The organism is Microcystis viridis FACHB-1342, assembly GCF_014698335.1.
GTDB lineage: Bacteria > Cyanobacteriota > Cyanobacteriia > Cyanobacteriales > Microcystaceae > Microcystis > Microcystis ichthyoblabe_A.
Genome location: NZ_JACJSV010000029.1, coordinates 44,307 through 54,778 on the forward strand (window position 1 = coordinate 44,307; position 10,472 = coordinate 54,778).

A 10,472-nucleotide genomic window follows, 5' to 3' on the forward strand; every position below is an offset into this window, starting at 1 on the left:
GTTATACCTTTCTGTATCTTCTAATACCCAATTAATTCCCTGTGCCAAGTCTTCCACCTACAAGGGTTTGGCCAGATAGCGTAGCCACTTAAAATGGAAAAGTCATAATCTGATTGATTCATTCCTCAGCCGTAGATGCTTCCCACACTAAGATAATTGCATCGATCGCTTCGCCGATTGGAAGATTCTGAGAAAGAATTAGAACACCAGAACTCGTTTGCGACAAGATGAATTGACCAAACTCAGTCGGCATGGTTTTGCGATCGTGCGTGACCAGCACCCTACCATCCCGTGCTGCAATGGTTAAAACTTCTGGATCTTTTATTCCTTCAAGCCCTGCTTCATTGGCTGACTGAAAATCCAGATTTGGTTGTCCGCGGATTGCGCCAGTCACAATTGCCTGTCTGAGATCGGCATCAGCTTGAAAGCGAATTTTTGTCATGCTGCTTTCTACTTCTTGGCTTGAGCCGCCTTCAATTTTTGGTACAGCAAAGGACTCTTTTCTCTACAAGACTGTTGTAGTCGCTGAAACTCGGCTTCACCCTTTTTCAGATAGGCATCGACAAGCTCTCGATTGGCCAGATAGAAAGCGATCGCACCATAAACCTGTTCGAGGGAAAGGATTGGGAAATTTTGGGCAATGCTTTCGGGCGATTCTCCGTTTAAGAAAGAATAGACAACTGAATCAAGGGAGATACGAGTTCCTTCGAGCCAATATTCTTCGTCTCGTTGCTCGATGTACTGTTTTGTTGGGATGGGGGCTAATTTCATAGGAGCAATGTTGCTGTTTAGCTAAAGGGATAAGAAATCGCATTACCAAGTAGGAATACCATTGCTAGGACTGGAGCATAGATTTTTGGAGATGTCTATTTCTTATGATGATATTAGCGTCGAGAACGAGGAATTTGAGTCTCACCCGCCTAAATCCTTTCTCTGATTCGCTCTGTCCGCTTCACACATCTGACGAAACTCACGAACAATATCGTCCTCGGAAATTCCTTTTTGACTTAACAGGTACTCAAATTGAGCGGCCACCGCTTGTAAGGCAGCGATATCGGCGCTTTTACTCCTCTGTTTAACGGGGAAATAGAACCCAACAGTATGACCGTGACGTAGTACCTCAACGGGAGTCTCACCGTATATGTATTTAGGGAGTTCGCTCCGAAATTCTCGCACCCCAATTTTCTCAATGTCATGCTTATCCATAGTCTCTCTCGTTGTGTACACATTATGTACATAGGGTAGCACTATTTGAGAAAGGATATCAACAAACAACTTTACTCATGTTTTACCAGATTAAATTTTTAATCTGGTTTAAAGAAAATGCCATCCATTTGCAACATCCTTCCAAATTTTATTATTTTCATTTATTACTTATAATCTTTTTGATTAAGAGCTTCATTTTTGCTTTAGTTGCTTGAACAAGGTTTCCAATATAATAAAAATCTCTTAATTGTTTCTAATACAGAAATCTCATCACGCTTTTAGCCCTTCCCTGACAATGAATGCACAAAAATTTTATCTCTTTATTTAAATTTTTATTATATCCATAAGGAATTCCATTTTTGAATATAAGTTTTTTTAAACCAAATTGCATTTGGTATTCATCCTCTAAGTAATTAGTTGATGAATTAATATTGTGATCTAGTGTCATATTATTATTTATGACTGTAGTAAGATTAGCCACTTTGGGATTGTCTTTAGACCATAGATATAATAGAGTCATGTCTATAATTCCTCTTAGCTTATGATTATCAATATGCCATTGCCATTTAGCTTCTAGCTTATCTCGTATGTTTTTATTGCTGTATGCTTCAATACAAAAATCCGTAAAATCCTCCAATGCCTCAAGGGTTCAATATGAAAAATGAGGAGAAGATGCCCATCTAAAATTATCTTGATTTTTAGGAGTAGATGTCATTAAAGCAGCTATACAATCATTAGGTAAGATTGGATAAACTTCCTCTGGATAATTTGCAAAGGTCATGGCATCACTATCTACTAGAAATATTCGTCTATGATCGTTCTCTTTCATCCATTTTCCCAACACAAACATACGTTTCCAAACGGGAATCTCATATTTTTTCGAGTAATCGGACATCTCAACGTAGCATTTCTGAAAATTTTCATATTTATCAAACTCTACTAGAGTGGTATCCCAATGATTTTGCCAAAAATCTTTATTAGTGTCATCTCCTATAAGCACAACTTTATTATTAAAGTTTGCCGCTGATTTCAAGGCAAATTTTAAATAATTTGGCTTACCACCAAAATGGGCAATAATTACAGGAATTTCTAAGGTTTCTATTGATTTCACGGTTTAATAACCTCCATTTTTTGAATTAAGTTCTGAGTTCTGGAATCTGGTCGTTGCGCTGTTAGGACACTTCAAGGAATCAAGGTTATTGAGAATGATCGAGGAATTTATGCGCTTTTAGGCTTCTGTTATTGAAAAGAGAGGCAATTTTTCGAGGTTGCTTATATTACAATATTTCGTTATACAGCTTTAAATACTTAGATGCTTGAATCTCAAGAGTAAATTCTTGCTCCACTTTTTGCCTTGCTCGAATGCACAATTGGTTATACCTTTCTGTATCTTCTAATACCCAATTAATTCCCCGTGTCAAGTCTTCCACCTCGAAGGGTTTGGCCAGATAACCATTCTCTTGATGTTTGATCATATCGCTCTTCTGGAACTTTCGGAAATCCCTGACCGAATCCAGATTCTGAAACCCTTGGTTGACGAGTGATCGCTAACTTTTTTTCTAATAAAAACTCAAATTTCGGGTTTCTGTTAGTTAGCGATAGCTTGAAGGTGGGTCTATTGGACTGATGGTGATCGGACTGGCTTGACTGGCAGCATGAATGATAAAATCTATTTTCAAGTCTAAACAAATCGGACTAGAAACATCCTGCTCAATTAACTCTAAATCGGTTATATTCTGGTAAAACTCCAATCGTTTTAATGCTTTCTCCTTATTTCTGACTAAGCCAATAACTTTGATAGAAGAATGTCTTTTTTGTTCATTCAAATAGAGCAAGGTTTCCACGATGTAAGCTGGTAAAAATCCATTGGCTCCCGAAATAAAAACTGTTTTCCCTGCCAAAGTTTGCCAAGGTAAATCAGCTGCAATAATTTGCCTCAAATCTTGTTCAACAATTTTATGTCTCATAATTTTCTAACTCAGAAAAATATTGGTTTGTGATCCCGAATAATATCTAGTATCCCATCGAGGATAGATTTCCTTGTCGATGCTTTTAAGTCTAGCTGATCATTAGCCCAGATAAAACTTTCTAATAACCAACAGCCAAAAAAGCCTGTACCTCCGGTAATAAATATCCGCTGTCCCCGCAATTCTTCCCAGAGGTCTTTAGTGTGGGCAAGAATGTGATTTAAGTCATTTGTTAGGTTAGGTTGCATCTTTAGCCAATCCATTTCGTAGAAAAAGACAAATCGACACAAAAATCAAAAGCAATAGATTTTTACATTCACTTTATCCAATGGGATAAGAAAAGGGTAACTCAAAAAAGAGATAACAAACAAGTCCATTATATTGTCTAATCATAAAAAACATCCAAAAAAATAAAAATGTTCCAAAAAATGCCAACAATGCAAATTTACCTACTCTAACATCTCCTCCGTTAATCCTAGAAATACCCCGATCCAGAAGATACATTCTATGATTTTATCAGCATTTGACAAGTATGCTACAAGGTTTCTGGTTCAACGCCTAATTCTCTTAATTTTTCAGCTAATTTTTGTCGTAACATTCGCTCCTGTTCGAGTTGATATTCAGTTTGTGTGACTCGTTCACTCCCCCATAATAACAGATTGCCCGACAGCTCCCACCAACGTAACCAATAGGCTGTCACTTCAGCTTTTTTTCCCTGCCAGACTCCCAAAAATAAGTTAATCTCTGCTATCCAGTAACGATTATTCTCATCTGGCAACTGCTGCTCATACTTTCCTGCCACTAAACAATAAACATCTAATTCTCCTGTTTTTGGCTGAAAAATTCCATAGACAGGTACTTGTAAGATTTGCTCGTAAAAATACCATTTTCCATAGGGATAGTGAGGGTTGATGGAATATTCACCCTCTTCGGTTTCCGAGATAAACTCTAGGACGATGGTAGGAATTTCTCCTTCAATGTGGGGAGTATAACTGCGCCGAATTGTTCCGCTAGGAATCGGTTTTACCGAGGGAATATAAACCCAATCAGGCGCTTTGACAACAGTTTGAGTTTTAACGGTAGCACACAAGCCAAAATTAGAGGCAATTAGCATCGATTCTAGAATTAATCCTGCTAATTCTAGGGATTCGCGTAAAGCTGCTGCTAAGAGAGGTTGCAAGTTGTTGTCCACAGGTTCGTCAGGTAGAATAAAATCATCTGGCAGTTTTTCCCAAGTAATAGTTGGTAAGGAGTTTGACTGAAGTAGTTGCATGGCTGTCATAAGTAATTTTACTAATTCAAATATCTAAAATGGGCTATAGATTCTCAGGATTAACTCCCAACTCTTTTAACTTTTGCACCAAACGTTGGCGAGAAATTTGTTCTCGCTCAAGTTCTAACTCAGCTTGTTCGGCTCGTTGCTTTTCTTGTTCGGCTCGTTGCTTTTCCTGCTCTACTAACTCACTGCCCCATAATAACAGATTTCCCGACTTATCCCACCAGCGCAACCAATTAGTAGTAAATTCAGCTTTGCTTCCTTGCCAGATACCGATAAACAAATTAAGTTCTTTTATCCAGTAACGATTATTCTCATCTGGCAACTGCTGCTCATACTTTCCTGCCACTAAACAATAAACATCTAATTCTCCTGTTTTTGGCTGAAAAATTCCATAGACAGGTACTTGTAAGATTTGCTCGTAAAAATACCATTTTCCATAGGGATAGTGAGGGTTGATGGAATATTCACCCTCTTCGGTTTCCGAGATAAACTCTAGGACGATGGTAGGAATTTCTCCTTCAATGTGGGGAGTATAACTGCGCCGAATTGTTCCGCTAGGAATCGGTTTTACCGAGGGAATATAAACCCAATCAGGCGCTTTGACAACAGTTTGAGTTTTAACGGTAGCACACAAGCCAAAATTAGAGGCAATTAGCATCGATTCTAGAATTAATCCTGCTAATTCTAGGGATTCGCGTAAAGCTGCTGCTAAGAGAGGTTGCAAGTTGTTGTCCACAGGTTCGTCAGGTAGAATAAAATCATCTGGCAGTTTTTCCCAGGTGATTATCGTTGATTTTGTCGGTAAATCAATAGCAGATGGTGTCATGTTTATCTCTTTTTCATTAAGAAAAGCCAAGAATACTTAAAAAGTCGGTTTTCCCTTAATCACCCTTGTCAAATGGTTTATCTAGGCAATCAAGTGTTTTTTTGAATGACAATATATCGATTTTCAATGTCGTAGTTTCGGCTATTTTTTTTCGGCATTTCTCTATACATAGTCATCAAAAAATATCGAGGCAATAAAACAATGATCGGCTTTTTTGCGATTACTTGGATAATTTTTATCTACGCTTCCTCTAATTATCCTGATGAGCATTTTTATTCCCATCGTAAAATCTTACTCTGGTTTGCTTCTATACTTCTGGCGATCGCCAGCCTGGCCTATCTAAACTTGACTAAGACTTTCCACAGGATCCTCGCTCTAGTTCTAGCAATTATCATCGGCTATTCTATCGCAACTAATCTGTATTTTAATCAACGTTATCTTGCTAGTAAATACGGTTCCGAAAGACTCCTATCCGTGGCCGATACAGTGGAAATTATCAATCAGATTCCGGTCGGTTCAACCCTTTGCGATCCAGCTAAGAAAGGCAAAAGAAAAGAGCATGGTCAGTATGATTATATCGATACCTTTATGACCAAAAGAGAGCTAATGATCACCAATGCCTGCCCATCGGGTAGTTATTACATACAGCCGAAATTTAAAATGGCTATGCAAATGAACGATTTATTTCCAATTTTTACCCTCGTCAAAACTCCCCCTCTTGATCGCCCGATGACTTCCCTTCTGGAAACCCCAGAAGCCTATCTCTATAAAATCGAGTAGAAATACCTCAACCATGATAGCGGAATTTGCTTGGGATATTCTTAGGAAGTTTTCCTTTTAGGGAGTCGGTTGTCAGCAATTTCATAGCCAAGACGAAAAGTCCATTAAAAAGGGTGCATCTCAATAAACTCAATGACCACGATGCGCCCCTACCATAATATTATGGTAGGGGCGCATTGCATTCGCCCTCTTTTAATAACTGCTGCTGATCACTACAAGTACGAGAGAGCCACAAATATGAGATGCAGCCGATTAAAATGGACTAAAGTTCTTGTACCTAGTCGGTGACTGACTAGAGCCATCGGACAAAAAATAAATTCCCTAACTGCGGATGATTAGCTCACCTTGGCGGCGTATTATTGACAATATTGAGCGCATAAAGGCGAAAACGCTCTAGATCAGCTTGCAGGGTTGATTCCACCACTCGACCGAGGAAAAGATTATCCATCAATTTTCCTAACCAACCCGGTATAGCATAGGCTGCTGTCAGTCGCACAATACTCCTACCATGACGGTCATAAAAACGGATCGCCCCGCGGTTAGGCAACCCGTCCACGGATTCCCATTGAATCATCTGGTGGGGGACAATTTTCATTATCCGTGACAACCAAGTAAATTCTAGACCACCACTGGCTAACTTCCAACGGGAAAGCTCTGGCTCCTCCTCTAGAATTTTCACCGATTCGATCCATTTCATCCAGTGGGGCATTTGTTCTAAATCTGACCAGAGTTCCCAAACCAGATCGATCGGCGCGTCCACTTCTACCTGTACACTATGTTCTAACCAAGTCATTCGTTAATTCTGGCGATGCTGAATATTTCTATGATAACGGCTATTAGTCTTTAGCTTTTCACTCAATGATAAAATAAAAACAATCTTCGAGGTTTAATTTTACTATGTTAATCAGAAAACTGCTCGAATGTCAGGAATTCATCGCCGGTGATCATACCCGATTGCGTGAGTTATTGCATCCCGATAAACAGCCGTTAAATCTACGTTATAGTTTAGCCCACGCGCGGGTAGATGTGGGGGAAACTTCTACTCCCCACGCTTTAAAAACTGCGGAAGTTTATTATATTCTCCAAGGACAAGGGGAAATGCACATCGATGAGGAAGTGCAATTAGTGACTGTCGGTGCTGCCATTTATATACCTCCTCTAGCTAAACAATATATTCATAATTGTGGAGAGGAACCCTTAATTTTCCTGTGCATTGTTGATCCAGCTTGGCGACTGGAAGACGAAATTATCTTTGAGTAAAAATAATGAATATTGGGATTATTGGACTGGGTTTAATTGGTGGTTCCTTGAGCTTAGATTTCCGCTCACAAGGTTATAAGGTTTTGGGAGTTTCTCGTCAACAATCCACCTGTGATATCGCTGTACAAAAAGGAGTGGTAGATGAATCTAGTACCAGTTTAGAATTATTAGCTACTGCCGATTTAATCTTTATCTGTACTCCTATACATTTAATTGTGCCAACTTTGGAAAAATTAACTCCCTATTTAAAAACCCAAACGATTGTCACCGATGTGGGATCAGTTAAAGGGGCAATTGTGGACAATTGTAGTCAATTATGGCCGAATTTTGTCGGTAGTCATCCCATGGCTGGGAAAACAGAACAGGGAATTAATGCTGCACAATCGGGTTTATTTGTCAATACCCCATATCTGATTACTCCCCTTGAATCTACTCCTAACTGTGCCGTGGAAATCTTAACCGAAATAGTACGAAAATTAGGCTGTAAAATTTATTATTCCTCCCCCGAAGAACACGATCGAGCCGTGGCATGGATTTCCCATCTGCCAGTAATGATTAGTACCAGTTTAATCCAAGCTTGTGGGAAAGAACAAGATCCGAATATTCGCCAATTAGCGGAAAATTTAGCTAGTTCTGGTTTTCGCGATACCAGTCGCGTCGGTGCTGGCAATCCCGAATTAGGTTTAATGATGGCTAAATACAATCGTCAAGCTTTATTGATATCCTTGAAAAATTATCGTCAAAATCTTGATCAAATTATTGACTATATTGCAGGAGAAAAATGGCAGGAACTAGAAGAAATTCTCATATCGAGTCATCAATATCGAGCCAATTTTCTTCAATCAAAATAACATTTTTTCTAACAATTATACCCCAGCACTGTATTATAGATTTATCCTCAGTAAATCAATGAAATAATATGAACACCTTTTTTGACTTTGAAGCCGAATTTGTTGAATCCTTACGTTGCATACCGATGGCCGTGAGAATGAAACTAGATACCTGTGGAGTTAAATTAAAATTATCCCATTGGATGCAGTTGAGTCAACCAGAAAGAATGGTGTTAGTTAATATGGCTTGTACGACGGCAGCAGAAGCTGCAATTTATCGAGATTTTCTACAAAAATTAATCACGGAAAAAACTGGCAATCCCGCAGGAGAACTAGCAATAGATCCCCATCCTCCTTGGCTAGATGATAGCCAGATTCCTGATACAGTCCGAGAAAAAGCTAGAGAATTCCAGATTGAAATTAGTTTAGAACAATGGCAAAAATTGCAACCATTCCAACGTTTTGCCCTGATTAAACTCAGTCGTCCCAGTCACGAAAATCTCAACTTTTATCCAGCCCTCAAAGAGTTACATATAGTCGATGTCTAACTCAAGAACCTATGCCAGATTAATTAAGTCCCTTCCTATCTTACTATCATGACAAGCAAAAAGGCGATCGAGTCGATAAATTAGTATTTTAGACCAGATCGATCTCGATTATACCGTTTCCATCCAGTCAAAAACTTGATTCAATTGCGACAAATCAATTAAACCGTACTGCCATAAAACCATCGGCAAAGAACCCACCGATGCTTCACAGAGACGCACAGCCATATCGAGGGAACGGGGGGAAATTGCTAATTTTTCCAAGAGGAAAGTGCGGAGTTGTTTTTGTTGATGAGCTTCCATGATTAAAGATCATTTATAATGACAATCTGATTATTGAATAACTTATCCTCTATTAAAAAGAGATGCTTCCCTCACGGGGATCACCCAATTGGGTGATTTTGTCCAGCAATCACAATAATTTAAGAATTTATCCATAATATGTCCTACTATCCCGAAATTGCTAGTGGGGATATCAACACTTTATTTACTTAGAAAAACGATAAAGGGGAACTTTTGGGATAAGCTATTGATAACCTAGTTTTTGCTCGAGTAGGAGAGAATTGCCCCCAATGAGTCATGCTCCTCAAGTTTCCGTGATTATTCCTTGCTATAATCAAGGTCGCTATCTTGATCATGTGATCGCATCTGTTTTAGTGCAAACATACCAAAATCTTGAAATCCTTGTCATTGATGATGGATCCACAGAACCAGAAACCATCGAGGTTTTACAAAATTATCAACAGCCAAAAACTAGGATCATCCGCACAGAAAATCAAGGGGTTGCCGCAGCCAGAAATCTAGGAATTGCCCAAGCGCAAGGAACTTATATTCTTCCTCTCGATGCCGATGATAAAATTGCCGATTCCTATCTAGAAAAAGCGGTTACTTTGCTAGAAAGTAATCAGCAATTAGGTATAGTTTATTGCGAAGCGGAGTATTTTGGGGATAGACAAGGAACTTGGCCGCTGCCTGAGTATAAATTTCCCGATATATTAGTAGATAATATGATATTTTGCTCCGGTTTGTTTCGGAAATCCGATTGGGAAACTGTGGGGGGATATAATAGCAATTTAATTTATGGTTGGGAAGATCACGATTTCTGGCTATCGCTGATCGAATTAGGTCGAGAAGTCTATCGTATCCCAGAAGTGTTATTTTTCTATCGACAAAAAGCTGATTCTATGAGTCGCTCAATGACCGCAGAACACTATATCTATTCCTACACCCAACTTTTTTATAATCATCCCCAACTTTACTCCCAAAATATCCAAGCCATTTTTGCTGCTTTAGTCACCTTAAAAGTTGATATATTCGCTCAGTTGGAACAGGCTAGAGAACGAATTAAACAATTAGAAATTCATGAACAAGAATTGCAACAAGACTTGCAAAAAACCCAATTAGATTATCGAGAAAGAGACGAGGAATTACAAAAAGCTGAGAGTAAAATAGCCGCCATGGAAAAAAGTAAATTCTGGCAAATGAGAAGGGCTTGGATTAAAATGCAAAAATTGCTAGGTTTGCTGGAAAAAGACCCGATTTACTCCTAAAAGTCAGGTAAAAATGGCCATGGATCAAGACGGGGGTGGGTTGCCCTTCCCTAACCCACCCGACTTTGTTAATCGACGGCAATTAAGGAACGATTGCGAAGATAAGCCAAATCTTTTAATAACTGTCCGCTATCACCACCGTTATTAAGATTAATCCCCAAAGCCGCTAAATCCGCATCTACCATTAATTTTACCAGTCCCTCGAACGTCACCGACGGCTGCCAGCCTA

Annotated in this window: 17 protein-coding genes and 1 pseudogene; 5 read left to right on the forward strand and 13 right to left on the reverse strand. The window is 39.1% G+C overall.

The annotated features are described in order from the left end of the window. Positions 1 to 118 precede the first annotated feature (118 nt). The 10 genes from H6G40_RS11380 to H6G40_RS11425 all read right to left on the reverse strand — a co-directional run bounded on the left by H6G40_RS11380 (position 119) and on the right by H6G40_RS11425 (position 5,278). Positions 119 to 442 carry a DUF5615 family PIN-like protein gene (locus H6G40_RS11380; RefSeq protein WP_190537697.1) on the reverse strand — a complete coding sequence of 108 codons (324 nt, stop codon included), beginning with the start codon at positions 440 to 442 and terminating at the stop codon, positions 119 to 121. A gap of 8 nt (positions 443 to 450) precedes the next feature. Beyond that, positions 451 to 771 carry a DUF433 domain-containing protein gene (locus H6G40_RS11385; RefSeq protein WP_002738186.1) on the reverse strand — a complete coding sequence of 107 codons (321 nt, stop codon included), beginning with the start codon at positions 769 to 771 and terminating at the stop codon, positions 451 to 453. A gap of 141 nt (positions 772 to 912) precedes the next feature. Continuing rightward, a complete protein-coding gene (locus tag H6G40_RS11390; RefSeq protein WP_103113357.1) occupies positions 913 to 1,206 on the reverse strand; it encodes a hypothetical protein in 294 nt (97 codons plus the stop codon). 253 nt (positions 1,207 to 1,459) lie between these two features. Further along, positions 1,460 to 1,843 carry a hypothetical protein gene (locus H6G40_RS11395; RefSeq protein ID WP_238142469.1) on the reverse strand — a complete coding sequence of 128 codons (384 nt, stop codon included), beginning with the start codon at positions 1,841 to 1,843 and terminating at the stop codon, positions 1,460 to 1,462. Positions 1,844 to 1,855: 12 nt separating this feature from the next. Next, positions 1,856 to 2,317 carry a hypothetical protein gene (locus H6G40_RS11400; protein ID WP_002736014.1) on the reverse strand — a complete coding sequence of 154 codons (462 nt, stop codon included), beginning with the start codon at positions 2,315 to 2,317 and terminating at the stop codon, positions 1,856 to 1,858. Positions 2,318 to 2,483: 166 nt separating this feature from the next. Further along, positions 2,484 to 2,681 (reverse strand): hypothetical protein, encoded by a 198-nt coding sequence (locus H6G40_RS11405; RefSeq protein ID WP_002736812.1) that lies wholly within the window; start codon positions 2,679 to 2,681, stop codon positions 2,484 to 2,486. 117 nt (positions 2,682 to 2,798) lie between these two features. Then, a complete protein-coding gene (locus tag H6G40_RS11410; RefSeq protein ID WP_002738061.1) occupies positions 2,799 to 3,173 on the reverse strand; it encodes an NAD-dependent epimerase/dehydratase family protein in 375 nt (124 codons plus the stop codon). Between the two features lie 11 nt (positions 3,174 to 3,184). After that, positions 3,185 to 3,421, reverse strand: coding sequence for a hypothetical protein (locus tag H6G40_RS11415; protein WP_002736310.1), 237 nt, complete (start codon positions 3,419 to 3,421; stop codon positions 3,185 to 3,187). A gap of 287 nt (positions 3,422 to 3,708) precedes the next feature. After that, positions 3,709 to 4,455, reverse strand: coding sequence for a Uma2 family endonuclease (locus H6G40_RS11420; RefSeq protein ID WP_069474463.1), 747 nt, complete (start codon positions 4,453 to 4,455; stop codon positions 3,709 to 3,711). Between the two features lie 34 nt (positions 4,456 to 4,489). Further along, complete coding sequence (locus H6G40_RS11425) at positions 4,490 to 5,278, reverse strand: Uma2 family endonuclease (RefSeq protein WP_069474464.1); 789 nt, start codon at positions 5,276 to 5,278, stop codon at positions 4,490 to 4,492. 201 nt (positions 5,279 to 5,479) lie between these two features. Between H6G40_RS11425 and H6G40_RS11430 the strand changes: the two genes are divergently transcribed. Then, positions 5,480 to 6,058 carry a hypothetical protein gene (locus tag H6G40_RS11430; RefSeq protein ID WP_081330843.1) on the forward strand — a complete coding sequence of 193 codons (579 nt, stop codon included), beginning with the start codon at positions 5,480 to 5,482 and terminating at the stop codon, positions 6,056 to 6,058. A gap of 340 nt (positions 6,059 to 6,398) precedes the next feature. Here H6G40_RS11430 and H6G40_RS11435 read toward each other — a convergent pair whose 3' ends face one another. Next, positions 6,399 to 6,851 (reverse strand): SRPBCC family protein, encoded by a 453-nt coding sequence (locus H6G40_RS11435; RefSeq protein ID WP_002774315.1) that lies wholly within the window; start codon positions 6,849 to 6,851, stop codon positions 6,399 to 6,401. A 104-nt stretch (positions 6,852 to 6,955) separates the two neighbouring features. Here H6G40_RS11435 and H6G40_RS11440 point away from each other — a divergent pair, with 104 nt between their 5' ends. The 3 genes from H6G40_RS11440 (at position 6,956) to H6G40_RS11450 (ending at position 8,696) form a co-directional block, all read left to right on the forward strand. Next, positions 6,956 to 7,318 (forward strand): cupin domain-containing protein, encoded by a 363-nt coding sequence (locus tag H6G40_RS11440; RefSeq protein ID WP_002774317.1) that lies wholly within the window; start codon positions 6,956 to 6,958, stop codon positions 7,316 to 7,318. Between the two features lie 5 nt (positions 7,319 to 7,323). Beyond that, positions 7,324 to 8,169, forward strand: a complete 846-nt coding sequence (locus tag H6G40_RS11445; protein WP_069474465.1) for a prephenate/arogenate dehydrogenase — start codon at positions 7,324 to 7,326, stop codon at positions 8,167 to 8,169. 68 nt (positions 8,170 to 8,237) lie between these two features. After that, positions 8,238 to 8,696 carry a nitrate reductase associated protein gene (locus H6G40_RS11450; protein ID WP_002737975.1) on the forward strand — a complete coding sequence of 153 codons (459 nt, stop codon included), beginning with the start codon at positions 8,238 to 8,240 and terminating at the stop codon, positions 8,694 to 8,696. A 108-nt stretch (positions 8,697 to 8,804) separates the two neighbouring features. Here the strand turns inward: H6G40_RS11450 and H6G40_RS11455 are convergent, their stop codons facing one another. Continuing rightward, positions 8,805 to 8,996 carry a DUF2949 domain-containing protein gene (locus tag H6G40_RS11455; protein WP_002738067.1) on the reverse strand — a complete coding sequence of 64 codons (192 nt, stop codon included), beginning with the start codon at positions 8,994 to 8,996 and terminating at the stop codon, positions 8,805 to 8,807. Positions 8,997 to 9,265: 269 nt separating this feature from the next. Here H6G40_RS11455 and H6G40_RS11460 point away from each other — a divergent pair, with 269 nt between their 5' ends. Continuing rightward, on the forward strand, positions 9,266 to 10,243 hold the full coding sequence (locus H6G40_RS11460; protein ID WP_002735303.1) for a glycosyltransferase: 978 nt from the start codon (positions 9,266 to 9,268) through the stop codon (positions 10,241 to 10,243). A gap of 68 nt (positions 10,244 to 10,311) precedes the next feature. Here the strand turns inward: H6G40_RS11460 and H6G40_RS23275 are convergent. After that, positions 10,312 to 10,472: pseudogene (locus H6G40_RS23275) on the reverse strand (GDP-mannose 4,6-dehydratase); the annotation flags it as partial.